Source organism: Deltaproteobacteria bacterium, assembly GCA_020848905.1.
Lineage (GTDB): Bacteria > Myxococcota_A > Polyangia.
In genome coordinates this window covers 1-23,598 of record JADLHG010000012.1, presented here as the reverse complement: position 1 = coordinate 23,598, position 23,598 = coordinate 1, and the positions used below count along the sequence as shown (strand labels likewise).

The window sequence follows — 23,598 nt, the reverse complement described above, 5'->3', positions numbered from 1 at the left end:
TCGCATTGGCCGCGAGGCGCCCGGCAGGCAAGGAGCGCCGAGCACCGGAGCGGAGCAGCCTTGTGGCGCTGTGAGCACCGGAGCGCAGGCGCGACACAGCCTGCCGGGATGGATCGCGGCCAAGGTGACCATGTTTAGAAGCCGAAGAAGCCCCCGCCGCCAAAGCTCACCTTGAACTCCATGCGACGCAGGTCGGCCTCGCGCGTCTCCGTCGGGCGCACGTCGTTTCCGCGGTGCACGGCCACGCCGGCGACCTCGATGCCGTCCCGCCCCTCGGCCTCGCGCAAGAGGTACTTCATGAAGGAGGTCGAGACGTATCCGTCCGAGTCGTGGCGGCGCTCGACGCCCAGCGTCTGAACCAGCGAGCGCCCGAGCCCCTCGTCCATCAGGCGGAAGCCCGCCCGCGGGACGAAGAAGCGCACCACCCGCTCGAGCCCGTCCTCGGGGTCGGTGATGCGGCGCGTGCGCTCCTCCTTCTCTACGTTCAAGTTGAGCGGGCGCATCGTCCAGCGGCCGTCGGCCAGCCGCGCCATGCGCCGCGCGAAGATCGTGACGCAGTTCAGGCCCCAGTCGCCGCCCCCGGCGTTGTATTCGCCGAGCTCCGCCTTGCCGTTCGTGGTGGACCGCCGCAGCCGCGCGAAGTCCTCCCGGATGCACGCCTCCGCCTCGGGGGAGAGCTTCAAGAGCACCTCGTAGCGCGGCGTCTGGTTCACCGGCCGAAGCTCGGCCACGCGCAGGTTGTGCGTGCCGTTGAAGTCCACCACCGTGTTGCCGTAGCGCCAGAGGACGTGCCCCCGCCCCTCGGCCATCATCACGCCGAGGTAGCCCTGCGAGGTGGCCCGCGCGTAGTCGTCGAGCTGCTCGTTCGTGACCTCGAAGATCGTGCGCTGCTGCAACGCCCGGGCAGCCCGCGGCGCCGGCGCGCGTTCCTCCCGCTCGCCCCGCTCACCAAAGAAGGCCTCGTCCCCGAAGTCGTAGGCACCGGCCCCGAACCCGCCCGCGTCATGCGCTCCACCCCGCGGCGTCACCAGGGGCTCGGCCTCCCCGACGATGCCCTGTCCCACGCGACCCCGGCGTCCGCCGCGCGCGCCACGCTCTCCCCGGGCACGGTCGCCGCGGAAGAGGCCGCCGAAAGTGAAGCCCTCCTGCAGGGCCGGAGTCGCGACGAAGCGGGCCGGCTGCCGGCGCGCAAAGAATTCGCCGAGGTCCGCCCCCGCGCGGGTTGCCGCAAAGAGTATTGCTACTAGAAGCAGTCGAGCCGCGATCCGGCGCATGATCCCTCTCCCGTACCAGGCCGCCTGGCTGCGACCGAGCCCTCGGCTGTGCAACCGATGGACCAGCGCCTAAGGGCGCGACAGTGCACGGCCCTCGGAGGATCGGGTCACCGGATTTCGAGTGCTTGGGCCTAAGGCTCGGAGGGCGGGCGCGCCCTCGCTGCCGTCTCGGGGTTGCGGCAGCGCGTGCGGTCCGGCCAACGGCCAGGCACCCCGAGGGAGGGCGGCCGCGCTACTGCGTCAGGGCTTGCAGACCTGCCGGTTTCCCCGCTGCTTGCGAATCGTGCCGAGGAGCTTGCTCGCGTTGCCGGCCTGCGCGTGGCTCTTGAAGCGCTTGAGGAGCTCGTTCAGGAAGAGCTGCGCGTCGCCGCAGAACTGGAGCTGATAGAAGGACATGCCGATGTGATAGAGCGCGTCGGGATACGCGGCGCTCTTCTTGTGCTCCTCGATCACCTTGCGGTACTCGGTGATGGCCGGCGCGTACTTCTGCTCGGCGTAGTAGCTGTGCCCGAGCATGAGCTGCGCCGAGGCCGTTCGCGCGTCCCCCGCGTGGCGCGTCAGGTACGCGCGAAAGAGGCGCCGCGCCTCGTTCTGATCGCCGCTGCTGTACTTGGAGGTGGCGAGCCGGTAGTGCTCGTCCTTGTTCTCGGGGATAGCGGCCTGAGGCGTGGGCGCGTTCTTGGTCCCGAGCTCTTCCACGCGCCGGGTCAGATCCGACACGTTCTTCTGCGCCACCTCGACCTGGCCGCTCAGCTGGGCGACCCGCGCCCCCAGCCGCTCCACCTGCGCTCCGACGTCCGCGCTGTTGCGCGTCAGGAGCGCCGTAGCCTGCTCGATCAACCCCTTGAGCTTCTCCTGCTCCTCCTCGGTCTGCTGGACCTTCTGCGCCAGCCGCTTCTTCAGCTCTTCGATGTCCTTCTTGAGCTGATCGCCTTCGTCGCTGGTCATACAGCCGGCGGCGGCGACAGTGAGCGCGAAAGCAAGGCCGATGATCCGCATGCGAGAGCGCTAGTCCCAGAGGAAGTCGACGCGCCGATCCTTGGCCCAGGTCCCCTCGTCGCTCCCCTTGGCCTCGAGCTCCCCCTTGGAGACGGGACGCAGGCGCCCTTGCTGCACGCCGAGCGTCTGCAGATAGCGCTGCACCGACTGCGAGCGCTTGTCCCCGAGCGACAGGTTGTACTCTTCGGTCCCGCGCGGGTCGGTATGTCCCTCGAGCCGCATGCGCCGTCCGGAGACCGACTTGACGCACTTGGCGGCCGCCTGGAGCCGATTCGTGGCCTCCGTCGTCAGCACATGCTCGTCGAAGTCGAAGTAGACCGACTGCGGGGTGCACGGGGCGCCCCCACTCGCGGGAGGAGGCGCCACGCACCGTCCGTTCTGGCACTCCTGGTTCTCGGGGCAATCCATGTTGGTCTGGCAGTCCCCCGGCCTCAGGCACTTGCCGTTGCGACACTTGCCCCCGGGACCGCACTCCACGTCGGTCGTGCACGCGCCGCAGCGGTGGTCCTTGCACCCTTGCCCCGCGGGGCAATCCGCCGCAGTCTCGCACCAGCCCGCTATCGCCTCGCAGCGGCCACCCTTGCATTCCTTGCCCTTGGGACAGTCGCGGACGTTGCGGCACTGCTGGCACATCCCGTTGACGCAGAACTCGCCCTCCTTGCAGTGCTCGTCCTTGTCGCACTTGGGGTACTTGGGGGTGCAGGACAGGGCGAACAGCGAGGCACCTACGAGCAGCGTCAACCCGAGCAGCGAACGCGACATGTCCCCTCCATCTCCTCGGCCCGCACGGCCGCACGAGCCGGTGCGACGGTATGCTGGGCCTCGGGGGATGTCAACTGGGCTATGCTTCGCCCCATGCGCGCCGCCACGATCCTGATCGTCGATGACGAGCCCAACATCCTGACCACCTTGCGTCGTGCGCTCGAGCTCGAGGACTACCGCGTCGATGTGGCACCCTCCGGCAGCGCGGCCCTCGAACGGGTGAAGCGCGAGACCCCGGAGCTCGTGCTTCTCGACGTCGCGATGCCCGGGCTCGACGGACTCGAGGTGCTCGGGCGCCTCCGGACCGACCACCCCGAGCTCCCCGTGGTGATGATGAGCGGCCATTCGACCATCGAGACCGCGGTGCAGGCCACCAAGCTCGGGGCCTTCGATTTCGTCGAGAAGCCGATCTCCACCGAGAAGCTCCTCATCACGCTGGCGAACGCGCTCCGGCTGACCCGCCTGCGCGAGGAGAACGACGACCTGCGGCGCCGCGCCGGGGACGCGGGGGCGATGGTCGGCCACGGCCCCGCGATGCGGCAGATCCTCGAGACGATCCGCAAGACCGCCCCCACGAGCGGGCGGGTGCTGATCACCGGCCCGAACGGCACGGGCAAGGAGCTGGTGGCGCGCGCGCTGCACGAGGGCTCCAGGCGCTCCGCCGGCCCCTTCGTGAAGGTCAACTGCGCGGCGATCCCGCAGGACCTGATCGAGAGCGAGCTCTTCGGCCACGAGAAAGGCGCCTTCACGGGGGCCACGGCGCTGCGCCGCGGACGCTTCGAGCAGGCCAGCGGCGGCACGCTCTTCCTGGACGAGATCGGCGACATGAGCCTCGGTGCGCAGGCCAAGGTCTTGCGCGTGCTGCAGGAGGGCGAGCTCGAGCGCGTGGGCGGCAGCGAGACGATCGCCGTCGACGTGCGCGTGATCGCGGCCACGAACAAGGACCTCCCGGCGGAGATCCGCGCCGGCCGCTTTCGCGAAGACCTCTACTACCGACTGAACGTGGTGCCCATCGAGGTCCCGCCGCTGCGCGCCCGACGGGAAGATCTCCCGGCGCTCGTGGCGTCGTTTCTGACCCAGGCCTGCGCCCTGCACAGCAAGCGCCCGAAGACGATCTCGCAGGGGGCGCTCTCGCTCCTCATGCAGCACGACTGGCCGGGCAACGTCCGCGAACTGCGCAACACCGTCGAGCGCCTGGTCATCCTCACGGAGCACGACGCGATCGACGAGGCCGACGTGCAGGGGGTGCTGCCGCAGGTGAAGGCCGTGCGGGGGCGTTATCAGCCCGGCGTGGCGCTCCGGGACCTCATGGCCACGGCCGAGCGCGAGCTGATCCTGGCCGCGCTCGAGGAGCACGGCGGCAACGTGGCCAAGGCCGCGAGCGCGCTGCAGCTCGAACGAAGCCACCTCTACAAGAAGCTCCGCGCGCTGGGCATCGAGCGCGAAGGCGCCGGCGAGCGCGAGGAGGAGTAAGCGCAGGACTTCGACCGAAGGAGACGAGCCCCGGTCGTAATGCGGGTGCGTCCGTCGGGCTCACCGCTTCGCGGGCCCCGCGCCGCCCCGCGGCCCGCGAAGGCGCGCCACCGGAGCCGTGACGAACTTCACCGCCGAGCGCGCCGCCCCGAGCAGCGTCTGACGTACGCCAGCCCAGCCGGTCGGTCGCGCCGGCGGAGTCGCGGCGAGGAGCTCGCGGAGTCGCGGCGCGAGCTCGCCGAAGCTCGAGAAGAGGATCTGCCCACGAAAGCGCGGCGCGCCGGCGTGGTCGGTCTGCCGCACCTTGCGGATCGCCACCAGGCGCACGTTCTCGCGCCCGAGGAGCTCCAGCGCCTGGGCGTAGACCTCGGGGTCTTGCTCCCCGGAGTCGCCGACGAGGGCGAAGCGATAGCCGGGGAAGAGCTCCTTGACCAGCGCGAGCTGCGCGAGCTTGTAGGCGCGGTGGTCGAGGAGCGAACCCTGCTTGCCCGCCCCGCGCGTCGCGCCGAGTCGCTTCATGAGCAACGGTATCCGCGGGAACTGCTCGAGCGCGAGCGTCTGGCAGATCGCCGCGAAGAGGCCGGTAGGACGGCTGGTGATGAAGACCATCGGCAGGCCCCCCTCGGCGAGCTCGCGGTACCGCTCGGGGGCGCCTTCGACCGCGCGCACGGCGGTCGGCGGGGCCGCGAGGGCCCGGTACGCAGCGCGCACCTTGTGCTCGGCCAGCCCCACGTCGATGGCCGTATCGTCGAGGTCGCTGATCACGAGCGTCGGGGGCACGGCGGCGCCCCGCGCCGAGGGAGACAGAAAGAGCTGGCCGTGCGCGCTCGGTGTCCCGAGGGGCGCGTCGGCGAGGCGAACGTCAACCGCGTGCTCCCCGGGACGCATCCCCCGCAGGTCCTCGGGGCGAAGCCGCAGCTCGAAGTAGCCCCGGTGGTCGGTCTCGACGACAAACGGCAGGGCCCCGACGCGGATCGTGACGCGCTGGCGCGCCTCGGGGGTGGGAAAGATACCGCGCACCGCCCGCAGCGCGCGGCCGAGCTCGGTCCGCGGCTCCCAGCCGTAGACATCGAGCGGGCTCGGCCGAACCACGCGCCCCGAGACGCGCGCGCCGTCCAGCGTGCCGAGGCCGTCGTAGACCGCGATCGCCGGGGCGGCCCGCGCCTCGCCCGTGAGGAGCACGCAGGCCAGCACCGAGGCCAGCCCGAGCGACGGGGCGATGCGCCCGAACGCGCGCGTTCGCGTCCGCATCAGTACCTCACCGACTTGAGCACGAGGAAGTGATCCGAGAGCACGGTGCGAAGCACCGCCTGGTCCACGATCTCGAGGGACGTGGCCAGCACGTCGAACTTGTGGCGCAGGTCCAGGCTGACGAAACCGAGCGCCCTGCCGAACTTGTGCACCACCGTGGGGTCCAGGCTGAAGGCGAAGGCGTGCGTCGGCCGCAGGTCCGGCTCCTCCACGCCGAGCTCCCGGAGGGGGCCGAGCATGTCGCGCAGGATGGCGAGCTGCGAGCGAGCCCGCCCGAAGACGAAGGCGTTGGTGTCGCCGGCGGCGATGATGCGGTGCACGAGCCCCCGCTCCTTCAGCCGCGCCACCACCGCGTCGAGCTGCCGCCGTCGGTGGGTGTTCTTGCCCGCGGCGTCGAGGTGGAAGTTCGCGACCACCACCGGCTCGCCGCCGTCCACGGGGTCGAGCACGCCCACGAGGGCGAAGCGCTGCTCGGGCTTGCCGCCGTTGCGGTTGACGTAGATCTTCTCGAATCCTTCGAGCTTCTCCACGAGCGGTAGCTCCACGAGCTCGGGCTCGCCCCGCAGCCGGAACCTGCGCGCATCGTAGATGATGCTCAGGCCCTCGCGCGTGACGTGCCGGAAGGCCCCGGGGGGACCGAGCGCCTGGGCCACCTTCTCGCCGTGCTTCGCCTCGGCCTCTTGCAGGAGCAGGAGCCCGAGTCCGGCCCGCGTCTGAAGCTGGCGGTAGGTGGCGAGCAGCTTGTCGATGGTGAATCCGCGCATCACGTTGTGCGTCACGACCGTCAGCTCGCGCTCCGCAGGCCCTCGCGCGGGCGGCGTCTCTCGCCCGATGGACCGGCGATCGAGCCCCGCCCGCAGCACCGCCACGAGCACGGGGGCGAGGACGGCCGTCGAGGCGGCGAGCACTCGCCCCCACGTGGGCGAGACGCGTGGCAGGACCATCCACCCCGTCACCGAGCTCCGGACAGGCTCGGTCTGCCGGGCATGGGCGCGCGGAGCTCCTCCCAGCAGGCAGCTGCCGCAGAAGAGGAGGATGGCGACTCGATACGACATGACGTCTCCTCCGAGGACGAACGAGGGCTCAGAGCAAAAGCCGCGCCAGCCGCACTCGGCCCCCGCCCCGCCTCGACCCCGCAGAGATCCCGTCGGGAGCTCCGGCCCCCCTCGTCCGGCTTGCGCCGCGAGGCAGGGGACGACCGGCCCCGGCACCGGCCACCAGGGGCAAACGATCGCCCACGACGCTGGGCATGCTGCGGCGCGGTAGAAGGCCCCTTCATCGCCACGCGCTTTTCTCCTATAGTCGGCGCTCCCCCAGGCGGAGCGTGATGATGATGCGATGGGCTTTGATCGTACTCGTGGGTCTGTGGAGCGCTGCGGCCGCGGCGGAACCTTCCCCGCGGTGGCGCCTGAACGTGAATCCCGGCTTCGGCAGCGACGTGAGCGATCGGGTAACCCCGCCGCGGCTGCGCCTGGCCCAGGCCGGCGAGGAAGAGGCCGACCCCGAGGAGCCCAAGAAGCCCGCCGAGGCCAAGCCCGGCGAGGAGCCGGCCAAGCCCGGCGAGACCGCCAAGCCCGGCGAGGAGCCGAGCAAGCCCGGCGCGACGGCCAAGCCCGCGGACGAGCCCGCCAAGCCCGCCGCGACCAAGGTGGGCGAGCCCGCCCCGACGCCCGCGACGGAGGCGGCGGCCAAGAAGTCCGACGTGAGCTACGGCATCGGGCTCCACGTGCGGGGCATCTTCGTGCCCACCTGGTTTCTGAACCTGTTCCTGCAGGCCTCGACGCCTCTCAACTCGATGGGCTTCGGCGCGGAGTTCATCCGGCGCAAGGGTAACTTCGACCTCGTGGCCTCGGTGGACTACGGCTTCTACAGCCCGCGCGACGGAAACTACCTGGGCAAGAACAAGAACCCCGCCGTGGACACGGACTACCTGCAGTTCAAGAACCTGAGCGTGCTCGGCTTCAACGTGCACTTCCTCTGGCACCACTACTTCCTGAAGTGGTTCTCGCTGGTCTACGGCGCGGGCGTGGGCCTCGGCGTGGTGCTCGGCAACATCTACCGCGTCTCGAACGATCCGGACCGCTGCAACCAGAACACCTTCCGCGACGCGAACGCCTGCTATCCGAAGGGGATGGACCCAGCGCGGCGCGAGGAGTGGCTCTCCGATCCGAAGAACCAGGGGACGAGCGATTCGGATAGCCCGAACTCCCCCAAGGTCTACAAGGAGACGGGCAAGTGGCCGGTGATCCCCATCGTGCACCTGCTCATCGGCGTGAACTTCAAGATCAGCGAGCAGTTCAGCGTGCGCGTGGACGGCGGCTGGCGCGACGCGTTCTACGCGGCGGCGACGGGGCAGTACTTCTTCTAGAGGGTTTCTCGCCAGAGCAGCTTCGCCCCCGCGGCGTAGAGCTCCACCACCACCTCGGCCCCCTGCCCCTTCGGCGTGATGCGCACGATGCCGTAGTTCGGCACCGCCTTGGAGAAGACCACCTCGGGCGGCAGCGGCGACGGGGGCGCGAAGGCCGGCGCGCTGATCGGACCGGCCATGACCTCCACGATCCCTTCCGGGTGGTGGTGCACCGAGGCGCGGTGGTTGTCGCCCGTCAGGACGAGCGCGCCCTTCGGACCGAGCTTGGCCAGCATGGCGAGCAGCTCCGCGCGTTCGGTGGCGAAGCCGGACCACGCATCGGTGCCGGTGATCGTGTAGCGCAGCGGCACGCTCGAGACGACGAGCTTCACCTTGGCCGTGGAGGCGGCGAGCGCCTTCTCGAGCCAGGCCTTCTGCGCCGCGCCGAGCATCGTCTTGGTCGGCCCGTCGGGCATCGCGTTGGCGCTGCGAAAGGACCGCGTGTCGAGGAGGAAGAGCTCCGCGAGCGCGCCGAGCCGCAGCGTCCGGTAGTTGCTCGGCGCCGCTCCCGCCGTCGGCCGGAACGGAAAGTAGTCGTGCCACGCCTTCACGCCGCGCGTCACCAAGAGCGCCCCCGCGCTCGAGGCCGAGAAGGCGCCATCCCAGTTGTCGCGCACCTCGTGGTCGTCCCAGATGGCCACGAGCGGCATGGCGCCGGCGAGCCGACCAATGGGCGCGACGGTGCGCACCTCCTGGTGCCGCTCCCAGAAGTCGACCTGGGTCACCGCCACCGGCTTGACGAAGGAATCCATGTACGGGAAGTCCCCCAGGTTGAGATAGAAGAGCGGCGCGTGCTGCGGCAGCTCGTCGAAGATCGCGTTCTGCGCGATGAGATCCGGGCGCACCCCGACGTCCGCGCTGAAGGCGAAGGTCACGCTCTCGGCTGCCTCGGGCGCCGGCGGAGTACGCACGCGCGTCGCCGCCCCTACGTTGTGGAGCCCGCCCGCCGCTCCCGCCGCGAAGAGCGGGCGCAGGTAGTAGGTCGCGCCGGGCGACAGACCGCTCACCACGCGACTCGCGGCGAAGGCGTCGGCCTCCGAGACGGGGAGGAACTCGGTCTGGCGAGCGTCCTTGAAGTCGGGGGAGCTCGCCACCTGCCAGGCGATCGCGGCGGGACCGGTCGCTCGCGCCCAGGCCACGACCTCGGTCGCCTGCGGATCCCCCACCGCCGGCGCCGTCGCAGCCATCGGCGCCCCGGTGTGCGGCGGCCCCTGGACCACCGACGGAGCGGCGTGGCCCGCGTCCTTCGGCAGCTCGGCCACGCGGAGCTTGCCCACGTCGAGCCCACGGTTGCCCCACGCGAAGCAGCCCGGCGCCCCGGCGGGCAAGGGACTCGGATCCTGGGCCTGCAGCACGAGCGCGTCGTCGAGGAAGAGCGCGAGCTGCGTCCCCTCGACGGAGAAGCGCACCCGATAGGTCGTCCCGCTCGCGTACGGCGCCACGTCGAAGGCGAGGCGCGTGGTCACCCCCGCCTCCACGCGCACGAGCTCGCGATGTCCTCCCTGACGGAACCACTGGAAGCGGTAGTGCTGCTTCTCGTCGCGAAAGCGCAGGACGAGGCCGATCCCGTCGTCGTCGGCGCTGGCCAGCGTCGCCTCGACGAGCGCGTCTCCCAGGGCTTCCTTTTGCGCCACGAAGAAGGTCCCCGCCCGATCGGGCGTGAAGCGGTCCTCGGGGTCGCCTCCATAGATGTCCGAGCTCTGCCGCAGAAACCCGCCCCCCGTCTGCCACGCGGAGGGCGCCGCGTTCGTGGCGCGCGGGTCGTCCACCACCTTCCAGCCCGCCGCGAGCAGCGCGGACATCGACCCGTCCGCGAAGGTGGGGGCGAGCTTCACGGCCAGCGCCGCGCTCTCGAAGGTCGCGCGCGCCCCGGGAGCCAGCCGGCGTCCCGACGTATCCGCCACGCGGTCGTCCACCTCCACCGCGTAGGGACCGGCCAGCTGGTAGTGCGTCTCGAGCCGCACGGCGCGGTCTCCCTCGAGCACCGCCGCGAAGAGGGGCAGCCCGGCCACGCGGTAGGCCCCGGGGCGTTCGGCCGACGCCTTGTCGAGCGGCGCGGAAAAGAGCAGCCGCACCCGGGTCGGGGACACGCTGCTCGCCGAGACCAGGCGGAAGACCCGCGGGTCGGCGTCCACGGCCGGAAGGCCCTCGCCGACCGGCGCATCCCCGGCCGCGCCGCCATCCGCCCCCTGCCCCGGTCCCCCGCCGCAGGCTGCGGAGAGAACCCACAAGCAGAAGCTCAGGCCCGCGCGCAGGGGGCCACGCCCCGACCGTAGGTACGCCCCGGGCGGCCTGCTGTGGAAAACGCAAGTTTTCATAATTATCGCGTCATTTGAAGTATTTGACTTGGACACGCAACACCTATTTCACAGGTTATCCACAGGCTGCGCCCCTCTCAGCCGCGGAGCTTTCGCAGATCTCCGACCCGCAGCGTGACCTTCTGGGCGTCGAAGTACTCGGCCAGCGGGATGGCAAACTTCCGGGTCTGCCCCACGAGCTCCTTGAACTCCGCCGCGCTGATCTGCCCGCGCTCGGTGAGGAAGGCCACGAGCCTCCCGCGCAGGACCTCGAGCGCCTGGCGGTCGAAGAGCAGCCCCGCGATCCGCACCAGAGTCCCCTGGTCGAGGAGCACCTTGATCCCCGAGGCCACGTCGGCACTGGGGAGCCCGAGCTGCGCGGAGAGCTCGGCGTCGCGCGGCGGCGCGAGCCCCGCCTCGGCGAAGCACCGCCGCAGACGCTCGGTGACCGGCTCGAGGCCCTGGGCCGCCTCGGCCACGCGGTGCCCCGGCCGCTGGCAGGTCTCCCGCGTCACCACGAGCTCCCCGTCGCGTTCGAGCGCCGAGAGGACGGCGTGAAAGAGCCGCGCGTCGAGCGTCGTCCCGAGGCGGGAGCGGAGCTCCTCGCGCCGCATCCCCGCCTCGAGCGGGCTCTCGCGGTGCGTGGCCTCCACCAGCTCGACGGCCCGCCGCTTGAGCTCCTCGAAGGCCTGGCGATGGATCGCTCCGCCCCCCTCCTTGTCGAAGCGCACGAGCTCCCGCGCGGCGAGGAGCTCGTCGACCAGCCGCTGCACCTGCCCCGGCGGAAAGGGGAGCCGGCACTGCAGCGCCTCGCGCCCGCGCCCCGGCTGACCCGCGGCGAGCACCTCGAGGGCCACGCGCTCCTTCGGCGGGGCGTCGACCATCTTGCGCAGGAGCGCCACCTGCTCGGTGTCGCGCGGCCGGAGGCGTGGGGCGAGCACGCGCACCACGGTCCCCCCGCCGATGGTCGTGCCGTGGCTCTCCTGCTTGACGAACCCGCGCAGGATGAAGCGGTCCCCGGGGAGCGCCACCACGGGCGCATCGAACCGGAGCTGCGCCAGGGCCTCGCCTCCCGGCGCGAGGCTGCGACCCTCCAGCAGCACGCACACGGCCTCCTGTTGCCGCGTGCCCAGGTGAAAGAGCACGCGCGTCCGCGCCGGCAGGGCCCGCTTCGTGCCGCGCAGGAGCCGGAGCTTCACGTCCAGCCGCGGCGACGGCTGGAGCGTGCCCGGGTGCACGAGCACCTCTCCGCGCTCCACGGCCTGCCGCTCCACCCCGCCGAGGTTCACCGCCGTGCGCTGCCCCGCGCGCGCCTCCTCCACCGCCTCGCCGTGCACGTGGAGTCGCCGCACCGCGGAGCTCACCTCTCCAGGGAGCACGACCACCGGGTCGCCGAGGCGCAGCCGCCCCGACAGCAGCGAGCCCGTGACCACCGTGCCGAAGCCCTTGACCGTGAAGACGCGGTCGATGGGCAGGCGCGCGAGTCCGTCGAGGTCCCGCGGGGTCAGCTCCGCCGCCAGCTCCGCGACGCTGGCCTTCAGCTCCTCGAGGCCCTCCCCGCTCGTCGCCGAGCAGGGGACGATCGGTGCCCCCTCGAGAAAGCTCCCCTCGAGCGCCTGGCGAACGTCCTCGACGACCAGCGCGCGCCAGTCCGCCTCCACGAGGTCCACCTTGGTCAGCGCCACGAGACCCCGCGTGACGCCGAGGAGGCTGCAGATGTCCAGGTGCTCGCGGGTCTGCGGCATCACCCCCTCATCGGCGGCGATGACCAGCATCACGAGGTCGATCCCCCCCGCCCCCGCCACCCTGGCCTTGATGAAGCGCTCGTGCCCCGGAACGTCCACGACCCCGAGCTCGAGCTCCCCGAGCTGCAGGTGCGCGAAGCCGAGCTCGATCGTGATGCCGCGTTCTTTTTCTTCCTTCAGCCGGTCGGTGTCGATGCCCGTCAGCGCGCGGACCAGCGACGTCTTGCCGTGGTCGATGTGGCCGGCCGTGCCGAGGATCGCGAACCGCTGCGTCACTTTTTCTCGTCGGTCACGCCGAGCTTGGCGAGGATGCGCCGGACCTCCGCGCGGCTCGCCGCGCCGGCCGGTGCCACCTGGAGGTAGGTCTTGAAGGCCTCGGTGGCCTTCTGCTTCTGGTTCAACTTGAAGGCCGTGTTGCCGAGGTGAAAGTACGCGTCGGCGCGCCAGGGGGCCGCCGCTTCGGCGAACTTGGCGGCCGCCTCGAGGTGCGTGAGCCCCTGCGCCGCGCGCCCCTCGTCGACGTAGAGCACCCCGAGCCGCAGGTGCGCCTCGCCGAGCTTCGGGTCCTTCGCCACGGCGAGGCGAAAGGCCTCGATGGCCTGGCTCTCCTTGCGCAGGTCGGCGAGCGCGAGCCCCTTGATGAAGTAGCCCTCGGCCAGCGCCGGGTTGGTCTTGATCACCGCCTCGATCTCCTTGAGGCCGTCCTGCACCGTGCCGCCGCGCACGAGGAGCCGCGCGCGCTGCAGCCGGAGGTCGAGGCGCGTGCCGTCCTGCTTGAGCGCCTCGGCCAGCGCGTCGGTCGCCTCGGCCGTCTTCCCCTGCGCCTCCTGCACGCGCGAGAGGATGGCGAAGTAGTCGGCCTTCTTCTCGCGCCCGATGGCCTGCTGGATCTCCACCTGCGCCTCGCCGAGCGATCCCTCGAGGAGCTTCCCCTCGGCGCGGATGGCCCGCGCCTCCGCCAGGGTCGGTTGGGCTTGCAGGATGAGCTCGGTCTGCTTGAGGACCTTCTTCGCCTGTCCCGCCAGGATGAAGGCCCGCGCCGCCGCGAGGCGCGTCTCGATCGACGGGTTGTCCACCGCCACCGCCTGGTCGTAGGCCGCGGCCGCCTTGCCGAACTCCTTCTCCTTCACGTAGAGCGCCCCGAGGCTGGCCGGCAGCCCCGGGAACTTCTCGTCCCGCTTCTTCAGCTCCTCGTAGCGCGCCAGCGCGTCGGCGGTCTTGCCCTGGTCGCGGAGCGTGTTGCCGAGGTTGAAGAGCGCCACGTTCAGCTCGGGGCTCAGACTCAACGCCTCCTCGAAAGCGAGCCGCGCCTTGTCGAGCTCGCCCGCCGCGAGGTGCGTCTCCCCGACGGCGTTGCGGAGCTCGGCCGACTTCGGCAGCAAGCTGCCCGCCTGACGGAGCGCGGCGAAGGCGTCGGTGAGCTTCTTCTGCGCCACGTAGACACGACTCAGGTAGACGTACGGATCGAGGTACGTCGGCTTGAGCTTGATCGCGTCGCGGTAGCGGCCGATGGCCGTGTCGGGCGCGTTCAGGCTCTCGTCGACCCGTCCGAGCAGGAAATGGAGCTCGGCCTCCTTGGGGGTCTTGGCGAGCAGCGTGGCGAGCGCCGTGCGCGCGTCCATCGGCTTGCCGAGCGCGAGGTCGGTGCGCGCCCCCATCACCGCCGGCGCGGGGTTCTCCGGGGCGAGCGCCTGCGCCCGGCGGAAATACGACTGGGCCTCGGTGAGCTGCTGCGCGCCGAAGAGCAGGTGCCCCAGGCCGAGGTTGGCCTCGAAGGAGCTGTGGTTCGCCCGCAGCGCCGCCAGGTAGTGGTCCCGGGCCTCGTTGTTCTTCCCGCGCTGCCGAGCGGCATCACCGAGCGCGGCCTCGGCCTGCGCCAGCTCGGTCGTCGCCGCGCGCGGGCCCATCGCGGCCACGCGCTTGAGCAGCTTCTCCGCCACCTCGGGCTGCGTCGCGAGCTCGAGCCGCCCCTGGAGCACGAGCGCCCCCGCGTGCCCCCCCTCGGCCCCGACGGTCTTCTTGGCCCACTCCAGCGCCCCTTTCGGATTCCCACGCCCCTCGTGCACCTGCGCCAGGCCGAAGGTGGCCGCGGGGCTCGAGGCATCCGCCGCGAGCGCGCGCTTGAAGGCCGCCTCCGCCGGTCCGAACTGCCGGGCCGCGAGCTGTGCCCAGCCGAGAAAGACCGCGAGCTGCGCGTCGGCCGGCTCCCGCTCCGAGAGGCGCCCGAGCTCGGTCGCCGCCGCGGCGGCCTGTCCCTGGGCGAGGCTCTGCAGCGCCCGCGCCACCAGCACCGGCGTTCCCGGCTCCTTCTCCTGCGCGAGCTCTCCCACGAGCTGCGTCGCTTCGCCCCGCTTCTGGGCCGCGCCGAAGCGAATGACCTGCGCGAAGAGCGCCTGGGCCCGCAGCGCCTTCGGGTCGGGGGCCTTCGGCGCCTGCGTCACGGCCGACTGCAGCCCCTCCGCGGCCTCCCGGTAGGCGAGCACGGTGTCCCGTCGCATCGCGTGCTTCGCCGCGGCGAGGAGCTGCGCGCTCTTGCCGCCGCCGGCCTTGCCGCTGAAGAGATTCGCGCCGAAGAAGCCGTAGTCGGTGAGCAGGCCGAGCGCGACCCCGGCCACGCCGATGAACACGAGCGCCCCCACGCCGATCATGAGCGGCAACTTGCGAGCCCCGAGCAGCGCCGCGAGACGCCCCCCCGCTTCCCCGGGCTCCTTCGGTTCCTTGGGCGCCTTGGGCTTCTTCGGGGCCTTCGATGGTTTGCCTGGTTTATCGCCCTTGCTAGCTTTGATGAGATCTCTGAGTTTGGACGTCTTTCCTTGTTCCTGCGGCGCGGCGGCCGGAGCAGCCGCGGGGGCGGCCGCGGGGGCAGCACCCTTCCCCTTCGCCACGGCGGGCGGGAGCTCTCCGATCTCGTCCGCCTCGGGGGGCGCGAACTGCATCGGCTCCTCCTCGGCGAAGGGGAGCCCTCCGAGGGGGAAGTCGGGCAGCGCGACCTGGGGCTGTCCCGGCGCGGAGCCCGACGCGCGCTTCGGCGCGAGCAGGTCCGGCAGCTCGAGCGACGGCAGCTCCATCATCGGCTCCCCCGGTCGCGAGGCCGAAGGTCCCACGGGAGTCGGCAAGCCGGAGACCCCGCGCCGCCCCTCCTGCGAGGCGGGAGAGGCGGGGGTCGGCAGGCCCACCACCCCTTGCGACACGCGCCGGGAAGCAGGGTCCACGGGCCTCGGTAAGCCGGTGACGCCGGGAGCGCCCCCCGCGGGGCCGGTCTGGACCGGCAGGTCCTCGAGCTCCATCGAGACCCCGTCGTCGCCTGCGTCGAGATCGAGGGCGCCGTAGTCCATCCCCGTCGGCAAGGCGGCCGGCTTCGGCCGTTCCGGCTTGGGCATCGGCAGGTCGGTGATTCCGGGAGGGGCCGCCCCGGGGCGTGCCCCCGCGGGTGCGGAGGGCCCACGTCCCCCCTTCGGGGCCGGCAGACCCACGACCCCCTCCTTGGGGGCCGGTAGCCCGGTCACCTCCTCCGGGTGAATGGTCCCCTTCGGCGCCGGCAGGTCCGAGATCTCGGGCAGCCCCGGTTGCGAGGCGCTCGGCGCGTCGAAGTCGAACTCCTGCGGGCCACCCATGGGGTCGAAGTCGGAGAGGTCGATCCCACGCTTGGGCGGGGCCGCCGGCGGAGGCGGCGTGACGAGCGGCGTGGGCGCCTTGCCCTTCGGCGCCGGCAGGTCCACGAGGTCGGCCACAGCCCCGCGAGCCGGAGGCGGCGTCATCGGACTCGGCCTGGGGACACCGGGGACCGCGTTGCTCGTGGCCGGGGCCACCGGACGACCGGGAAGCGTCATCCCCGCGGGGGGCGGCGTGACGAGCGGTGGCGTGACGAGCGGTGGCGTGACCAGCGGTGGCGTGACGAGCGGCGTCGCGGCCTTGGCCTTGGCCTTGGGGGCCGGCAGGTCGACGAGGTCCGGCTGGATCATCCCGCGCGGTGCGGGGAGATCGAGCACGTCCCCTGCGTCAGCGCCGGGCCCCGCCGATGCTCCCGGCCTCGCCCCCTTGGGCGCGCGCGCCGCCAGCGCCGGTACGCTGCGCAGCGAGACCCACCGCTTCCCGTCGGTCGACACCTCCTCGTCGCCGGTGAGCTTGCCCTGTTCCAGCATCGAGAGGACGGCCTTCTCCACGAACGGCCCGAAGGTCTTGTCCGGCCCGCGTCGCACGTGATACCGCGCCGCCGCGGCCACGGGCGACGGTGCGGGCGCGCTCGGAGGCGCCGGCGTCGCAGCCGCACCCCCCGCCCCGAGCTCGAGCTCCCACGCCTCTTCTTCGACAGCGGGCTCGGCCTCTCCGCCGGGCGGCCTCACCGTGATGGAGTAGAGACAACGCGTGCACTTCATCGTGAGCCCGGTCGCCGGGATGCGCGACTCATCCAGCTCGTAGCTCGTGCCGCACTTATCGCAGGAGATCTTCATGCGTCGTCCCTCGGGAGCAGACCGGCCTCCGCGCCGTGGACCTGCCACGGCGGAACTCCGGTTCGCTAACGTGCCGAATCAAGCCGTTATTCTTATCAGTTCCGCGCGCCCGACGCAACGCGCGGCTCCCGCCCCGACGGGCGGGGCGCGGTCATCCCCGTCGACGGGGAATGACCTCGGTGCCCGGGAGGAAGGGCCTGAGGACCTCGGGGATGCGGATCGAGCCGTCCCGCTCCTGGTAGTTCTCGTAGATCGCGATCAGCGTGCGGCTGATGGCCAGCGCCGTGCCGTTCAGCATGTGCACGACCTGCGGCGCGGCCTTCGCGTCGCGGCGGAAGCGGATATTGAGCCGGCGCGACTGGTAGTCCGTGCAGTTGCTGCACGAGGTGACCTCTCCGTAGGCCTTGCGACCGGGCATCCACGCCTCGAGGTCGTACTTCTTCGCCGCCGGCGCCCCGAGGTCTCCCGAGCAGACGTTGACCACCCGATAGGGGAGGCCGAGCGCCTGCATCAGCGCCTCCTCGTGGCCGCGGATCTCCTCGTGGAGCGCCACCGAGTCCTCCGGCGCGCAGATGGCGAACATCTCGGCCTTGGTGAACTGGTGCACGCGATAGAGCCCGCGCGACTCGCGACCGTAGGCCCCGGCCTCCGTGCGGAAGCAGTGGGAGAGCCCGAGGTAGCGCAAGGGGAGCTCGTCGGCGTCGAGGATCTCCCCCGAGTGGTAGCCGCCGACGGTGATCTCGGCCGTCCCGACCAAACACAGGTCGCTGTTCTCCACGCTGTAGACCTGCGTCTCGGGGCCGCGCGGCGCGAAGCCGATCCCCTCGAGCACCTGCGCCTTGGCCAGGTCCGGCGTGGCGATCGGTCGGAAGCCCGCGGGCACCAGCCGGCTCGCGGCGAAGCTGCACAGCGCGAGCTCGAGCAGCGCCGCCTCGTGCTTCAGATAGTAGAAGTTCGCGCCCGTGACCTTGGCCGCGCGGTCGAAGTCGAGCGTGCCGGTGAGCGCGCCCAGCTCGACGTGGTCCCGCGGCTCGAAGTCGAAGCTCGGGATCGTCCCCCAGCGCGCCACCTCGAGGTTGTCGGCGTCGGTCTTGCCGTTCGGCACGTCCTCGGCGAGGAGGTTCGGCATACGCCGCAGGAGCGCGTCTCTCTCCCCCTGCACGCGCTCGAGCTCCGCCTCGACGGCGGCGAGCTCCGTCTTGAGGCCCCTGACCTCGTCGACGGCCGCCTGCCGGTCCTCGCCCTTCAGGCTCTTGATCTGGTCCGAGCGCTCGTTGCGCCGGGCCCGCATCGTGTCACAGCTTCCCTGGAGCTCTCGCCAGCGACCGTCCAGCGCGAGGAGCTCCTCGACGTTCGCCTTGGCCGGGTCCAGATGACGGCGCAGAATGGATTCTTTGACTCGCTCGGGGTGCTCGCGGATGATCTTGATGTCCAGCATGGCTCAGGGTTCTAGCTCAAATGGCGGGACGCGCCTAGTCACGAGCGCCGATCGGCTTGGCCGCCCGTCGCCATGAGTTCGCGCCTCCTTCGCCTCGCCGTCCTGCCGCTGCGAGCGCTCCAGCTCTTCGTGATGGGCCTTCTCTTCGGCCTGGTCCTTGGTTTCGGTCGCCTGGGCATCCTGTTCCTGCCCGGCAAGGAGCGCCGACGCGCGGCCGCAGGGCGCCTGAAGGGGCGCGTCATGCGTTTCGCCATGCCGCTCTTCGGCCCCACCTTCATCAAGCTCGGGCAGGTGCTGAGCTCGCGCCCCGATCTCTTCCCCCCCGAGTTCATCCAGGAGATGCGCAAGCTGCAGGACGCCGTGCCTCCCTTCGGCTTTCGCGCGGTGCGCCGCACGGTCGAGCGCGACCTCGGGCGACCGCTCGGCGAGCTCTTCGCGGACTTCGAAGAGCAGTCCCTCGCCGCCGGCAGCGTGGCCCAGGTGCACCGCGCCCACCTGAAGGACGGCACGCCGGTGGCCGTGAAGGTGCTGCGCCCGGCGATCCGCTTCCGCGTGGAGCTCGACGCGAGCCTGCTCCTCGGCGCCGCGCACCTCATGAACCTGCACCCCAAGATGAAGCATGGCGACCCGCTCGGGCACATGCGCCAGTTCATGCAGGCCATCCTCGACCAGACCGACCTCCGTGCCGAGGTCCGCAACTACGAGCGCTTCCGGGCGAACTTCGACGGCATGCCCGAGGTCCTCTTTCCCAAGGTCTATCCCGAGCTCTCGAGCCCCCGGGTCTTGACGCTCGAGTTTCTGACGGGAGAACGCGTCGACCGCCTCGAGTCTCACAACCCGCAGCGTATCGGAACGATCCTTCATCGGGCCTTCCTCAAGATGGTCTTCGAGGACGGCTTCGTGCACGCCGATCTGCACCCGGGCAACCTCCTCGTCACCGAGCGCGGGGAGGTGGCCATCTTCGACGTGGGCCTCATCACCGAGCTCAACGAGCCGGTGCTCCTCCAGCTCTTCGACTTCTACAAGTGCCTGATCAGCGGGGCCCAGGCCGAGTGGACCTCCCACCTGCGCAAGTACCACGGCTATCTGACCGAACGTCGCGTGGACGTGACCGAGGCGCTCTCTCGAGACCTGGCTGGTTTCTCGGACACCTTCCGGCTGGCCTCTCTCGCCGAGCTGGAGATGAATAAGGTGGCCGAAAGACTCCTCGGGGTCCTGAGCCAGCACCGGATGCGCGCCTTCTCCGAGGTCGCCGTGGTGGTGGTGGGCATGAGCACCAACGAAGGGATCTTGAAGATGCTCCGCCCCGACGTGAACGTCTTCGCCGAGCTCGCGATCTACGTCATGCCCATCGCCCAGCAGAAGGGGTTGCTCGAAAACCCGGTCGACCTCCGCCGGCTCGGGCTGGCGCAGGAACACGACGCGGACCCGGAACCCCGGAACTAGCCGGGCCCTGACCTACGAGCCGAGCCAGCCCTGCCGGCCGAGATAAGCGAAGTAGGTTTCTAGAAGCGTCTCGTCGAGGCGCGGACAGGCGATCCCCGAGCCCTCGAGCCCGCGCGCGGCATTCGCCCCGTCGATCTTCTTCGCCAGGTCGTAGGCCTCCGGGTCGATGACCAGTTCGGGCCGGAGGAGCGCCGGCAGGAGCTGCGCGAAGAGACTCGCCGCCGGCTGCCCCGCGCCCCCCCCGACGAGCTCGCGCCAGGCGGGGAGCGGGAGGCGCTGGATGGCGTGCCCCTTCTGCGCCACGAAGGCGAGCACCTGCTCGAGCCGCCCCGAGGTCGGGTTGAAGAGGTGGAAGGCGTGCCCCAGACTCTCGCGCCGCAGCACGAGCCGCGCGATGGCCCGCGCCACGTAATCCACCGGAGTCAGGTTCAGCGGCAGCTCGACGGCCGGCGCGACCTGACGGCCGAGGAGCTCGGCGAGGAGCAGCCGGAACCAGCCGTCACGGTCGGTGCGCCCCAGGATCGAATCCCCGCTGATGAGGCCCGGCCGCAGCACGGTGACCGGCAGACCGCGCGCGCGCGCCGCCTCGAGCAGGCGCTCGGAGACCCACTTGGTCTGCATGTAGCCCGAGACCAGACCCGTCGCCGGCAGGAGCGGCGCGTCCTCGAAGATCCGCGGCTCGGCCTCGTAGGCGTCGGCCTGGAAGATGGCCAAGGTCGAGACGTAGTGCAGCGGGCGCACGCGCCCGTGGAGGGCGAGACGCAACGCCTCGAGGGTCCCACCCACGTTGGCGTCCCGGAGCGCCTCGTAGGGGAGCACGAGGTCGATGCGGGCGCCGTTGTGCAAGACCTCGTCCACCCGGCCCGCCAGCGCCTCGTAGCGCGCCGGAGCCAGCCCGAAGCGCGGGGCGGCGAGGTCGCCGGCCACGGCCGAGAGCCGCCCCTCGAAGCCCGCTCGCCAGAGCCCCTGCGCCTCGAGCTGCGCCTTGACCCGCCCGAGCGCCTCCGCGTCGCTCGCCGCGCGCACCAGGCAGACCAGCTGGAGGTCGGCTCCCGCGAGCAGCTCGGCCACGAGAAAGCCGCCGAGGAAACCCGTGGCCCCCGTGAGAAGCAGCGTCCGCGGCGCGGCGAAGCGCGCGGGGAGAGTCCCCGCGGGCACGAGGTCGTCGGGGAGCCGCCCCTCGGCCTCGAGGTCCAGCGGCCGGGGTTCGGCGCGCGCGCCACGGCCGAGCTCGTCGAGCACGATCCGCCGCAGACCGGCCAGGCTCGGCCCTTCCACGAGCCGCACGATCGGCAGGACCTCGCCGAGGTCGCGGTTGACCTGGTTCTTGAGCAGGATGGCCAGGCGCGAGTCGAGGCCCAGCTCCTGGAGCGGACGTTCTAGATCGATCCGGGCGGCCGGCAGCCCGAGGGTGCGCGCCACCTGGGAGGTCAGGTACTCCTCGAGGCGGGCGTCCCGCGCCGCGACCTCCAGCGAGAGGAGCTCGTCGCGCAGGCGCGGGGTGGCTGCACCGCCGGGCCGCGCCTCGGGCAGCAGCGCGCGCAGGAGCGCCGGAACGGCCGGGGCCTCGCCACGGGTGGCATGGACCAGCCGCGGCAGGTCGAGCGAGAAGACGGCCACCTGGGGCGCCCGCGCAGAGAGAATCTGCCCCAGCGTGGCCAGCGCCTCTGCGGGGAGCAGGGCGCGGCTTCCGTCGAGCAGCGCGAACCGACCGCTCGCGAGCGCGCGGGCCGCGGCGCCGATCTCGGCCCACGCCGACCAGGCGATCACCGTCGCGGGGAGGCCCGCCCGCCGGCGCGCCGGACCGAGCGCCTCGAGGAAGGCGTTCGCTGCGGCGTAGTTCCCCTGCCCCGGCGCCCCGAGGAGCGCGGCCATCGACGAGAAGAGGACGAAGAAGTCGAGCGGCCGGTCGCGCGTGGCGAGGTGCAGGTTCCACGCTCCCTGCACCTTCGGCGCCCAGACCCGACCGAGCCTCTGCCGATCCAGGTCCAGGAGCAGCGCGTTCTCGAGCAGGCCCGCCGCGTGGATCACGCCGCCGAGAGGACCGAGCTCGGCCTCCATGGTCTCCACGACGCGCACGAGCGCCGGAGCGTCAGCCACGTCGCCCTCTAGGACGAGCACGCGGGCCCCTCGCCCCTCGAGCGCCGCGATGGCCTCGGCCTGCCGCGGTTCGCTCACGCCGTGCCGCCCGAGGAGACAGACGCGACGCGCCCCTTGCTCGACCAGCCAGGAGGCCACCGCGAGCCCGAGACCCCCGAGTCCTCCCGTCACGAGATAGCTCGCCTCCGGTCGGCAGAGAGGCGCCGGAGGCGTGGACGGCGACGGCGACGCGAGGGGCAGGGGTACGAGGCGGGCCGCCAGGCAGCGCCCGGCCCGCACCGCGAGGCGGTCCGGAGCGCCCCCTTCCGCGAGCAGCCGGAGGAGCAGCGCGAGCTCTTCCTCGTCCGGCGTGCCCGAGGAGAGGTCGATCTGCCGCGGCCGGAGCTCCGGGTGCTCGAGCGCCAGCGTGGCGCCGAGGCCGGCGAAGACCGCCTGCGCGAGGAGTCCTGGCGCGAGCGGAGGCGCGTCGTCCCCCACGGCGTGGGCCCCGGCCGACACGATCGTCACCCTCGGGATCGTCTTGAGCCGTCCCTTCACGACCGCCCGCACGAGCTCGAGCCAGGCGCCGCCGCGCGCTTCGGCCTCGGCGAAGGCCCGCTCCTCGCTCGCCGCGCCGAGCTCGAGCGCGCCGAGGTAGACGAGCTCTGTAGGGGCCACCCAGTCGTCTCCGGCCAGGCTCGTCACGAGCGCCTCGAGCGCCGCGGGGTCCGCGAGGTCGAGCTTGCGCCGATGCGGCGCCGCCTCTCCCGGCGCCTCCGTCCCCAGCGCCGTCACCACCGGCTCGCCGCGCCCGCGCAGCCGCTCGGCCAGCCGCTCGGTGAGCCCCTGACCCTCCCCGACGAGCAGCCACCGGCGAGAGGAGGGCCCGCTCGCGGGGAGCTCGGCCACGGCTCTTTCGTCCCAGCTCACGGCGTGGGTCAGCCCCTCCGCCGAGAGCGCGAGCCCCTCGAGGGTGCGCACCACGAGCCCCTCGGCCTCGAGGATCGGCAGCCCCTCGTCGTTATAGAGCGTCACCTCGCCTTCCAGCCCCCCCGCGCCCCCCGCGCCCGGCCGGAGCCGCGCGTGGGCCCAGCCGGTGGCCGCGCCGCGCCGCAGGAGCCGAAGCCGCCGGAGCCCCACCGGCAGCACCGTGCTCGAGAGCTGCTCCCCCTCGCGGATGCCGGTCGCTCCGCCCAGCGCCTGAAAGCAGCCGTCGAGCAGGACCGGATGGATCTCGTAGGCCGACGCCTCGCGGGCGAGCGCGTCGGGCAGCTCGAGCCGCACCAGCGCCTCACCCTCCCCTTGGCTCATCCCGCACACGGTGCGGAAGGCCGGCCCGAACTCCCAGCCCGCGCCCGCGGACGCCGAGTAGAACCCCTCTGCGGAGAGCGTCGCGGGGCAGCGCGCGCGAAGCTCCGCGAGGGTCTCGCGCGGGACTGCAGGGGTCGCGGAAGCGCCGTCCACGAGGCGCCCGCGGGCGAGGCGCGCCCCGCTCGTCCGCCGGAGCTCGAAGGTCGTCGCGGCCTCGGTGCTCTCGAGCTGGAGGTCGAGCGCGAGCTCCCCCTGCTCGGGAAGCGTCGCGAGCTGCTCGAGCTGGAGCTCCTCGATCTGCAGGACGGCCCGCGGTCGTCCTCGCGCCGCCGCGCCGAGCGCCGCCGCGAGGTAGGCCGCCGCCGGAGCGACCGCGACCCCTTTGACCCGATGGTCGCGGAGCGCGCCCCCCAGCCGGACCTCGTAGCCGCGCCCCTCCGCGCTCTCCCCGGTCCCTGCGCGTTCGCGAAGCAGCGGATGCGCGCGTTCGGCCGAAGGAGCGGAGCTGCCCGCCGCGTGCACCTCGGGGGGCGCGAGCCAGTGCGCCTCGCGCTGCCACGGATAGCTCGGCAGCGGGATCGGTCGCACGGGGGGCGCGAAGCTCCGCGCGAGCTCGACCGGCGCGTGCGCGGCGTGGAGCCGGCCCAGCGTCTCGAGGAGCGCGT

General features: G+C 72.0%; 13 protein-coding genes. 3 read left to right on the top strand and 10 right to left on the bottom strand.

What is annotated here, in order from left to right:
- Nucleotides 1–134: 134 nt before the first annotated feature.
- The 3 genes from IT371_06670 to IT371_06660 form a co-directional block, all read right to left on the bottom strand.
- On the bottom strand, nt 135–1,274 hold the full coding sequence (locus IT371_06670; protein MCC6747324.1) for a hypothetical protein: 1,140 nt from the start codon (nt 1,272–1,274) through the stop codon (nt 135–137).
- Nucleotides 1,275–1,514: 240 nt separating this feature from the next.
- Complete coding sequence (locus IT371_06665; GenBank protein ID MCC6747323.1) at nt 1,515–2,222, bottom strand: tetratricopeptide repeat protein; 708 nt, start codon at nt 2,220–2,222, stop codon at nt 1,515–1,517.
- A gap of 60 nt (nt 2,223–2,282) precedes the next feature.
- Nucleotides 2,283–3,035, bottom strand: a complete 753-nt coding sequence (locus IT371_06660; GenBank protein ID MCC6747322.1) for an OmpA family protein — start codon at nt 3,033–3,035, stop codon at nt 2,283–2,285.
- Nucleotides 3,036–3,116: 81 nt separating this feature from the next.
- Between IT371_06660 and IT371_06655 the strand changes: the two genes are divergently transcribed.
- The gene (locus IT371_06655; GenBank protein MCC6747321.1) at nt 3,117–4,508 is read left to right on the top strand and encodes a sigma-54-dependent Fis family transcriptional regulator; all 1,392 of its coding nucleotides are present in this window, start codon (nt 3,117–3,119) and stop codon (nt 4,506–4,508) included.
- Nucleotides 4,509–4,568: 60 nt separating this feature from the next.
- Here IT371_06655 and IT371_06650 read toward each other — a convergent pair whose 3' ends face one another.
- Both IT371_06650 and IT371_06645 read right to left on the bottom strand, forming a co-directional pair.
- On the bottom strand, nt 4,569–5,759 hold the full coding sequence (locus IT371_06650) for a DUF2183 domain-containing protein (GenBank protein ID MCC6747320.1): 1,191 nt from the start codon (nt 5,757–5,759) through the stop codon (nt 4,569–4,571).
- On the bottom strand, nt 5,759–6,814 hold the full coding sequence (locus IT371_06645) for a hypothetical protein (protein ID MCC6747319.1): 1,056 nt from the start codon (nt 6,812–6,814) through the stop codon (nt 5,759–5,761). Before IT371_06645 ends, IT371_06650 begins: the two co-directional genes overlap by 1 nt.
- A 272-nt stretch (nt 6,815–7,086) precedes the next feature.
- Between IT371_06645 and IT371_06640 the strand changes: the two genes are divergently transcribed.
- Nucleotides 7,087–8,127, top strand: a complete 1,041-nt coding sequence (locus IT371_06640; protein MCC6747318.1) for a hypothetical protein — start codon at nt 7,087–7,089, stop codon at nt 8,125–8,127.
- Here the strand turns inward: IT371_06640 and IT371_06635 are convergent.
- The 4 genes from IT371_06635 to serS form a co-directional block, all read right to left on the bottom strand.
- Nucleotides 8,124–10,397: an alkaline phosphatase D family protein gene (locus IT371_06635; protein ID MCC6747317.1), complete on the bottom strand. Its 2,274-nt coding sequence runs from the start codon at nt 10,395–10,397 to the stop codon at nt 8,124–8,126. The genes IT371_06640 and IT371_06635 overlap by 4 nt on opposite strands.
- 164 nt (nt 10,398–10,561) lie before the next feature.
- Entirely contained in the window at nt 10,562–12,466 is a 1,905-nt protein-coding gene (gene selB / locus IT371_06630) for a selenocysteine-specific translation elongation factor (protein MCC6747316.1), read from the bottom strand.
- A gap of 14 nt (nt 12,467–12,480) precedes the next feature.
- Nucleotides 12,481–16,659 carry a zinc-ribbon domain-containing protein gene (locus IT371_06625; protein MCC6747315.1) on the bottom strand — a complete coding sequence of 1,393 codons (4,179 nt, stop codon included), beginning with the start codon at nt 16,657–16,659 and terminating at the stop codon, nt 12,481–12,483.
- A gap of 151 nt (nt 16,660–16,810) precedes the next feature.
- Nucleotides 16,811–18,097, bottom strand: a complete 1,287-nt coding sequence (gene serS, locus IT371_06620; GenBank protein MCC6747314.1) for a serine--tRNA ligase — start codon at nt 18,095–18,097, stop codon at nt 16,811–16,813.
- A 72-nt stretch (nt 18,098–18,169) separates the two neighbouring features.
- Here serS and IT371_06615 point away from each other — a divergent pair, with 72 nt between their 5' ends.
- Entirely contained in the window at nt 18,170–19,543 is a 1,374-nt protein-coding gene (locus tag IT371_06615; protein ID MCC6747313.1) for an AarF/ABC1/UbiB kinase family protein, read from the top strand.
- A gap of 12 nt (nt 19,544–19,555) precedes the next feature.
- On the opposite strand, the gene IT371_06610 is transcribed toward IT371_06615, so the two are convergent.
- A partial coding sequence (locus IT371_06610) for a thioester reductase domain-containing protein (protein ID MCC6747312.1) occupies nt 19,556–23,598 on the bottom strand: 4,043 nt, incomplete at its 5' end.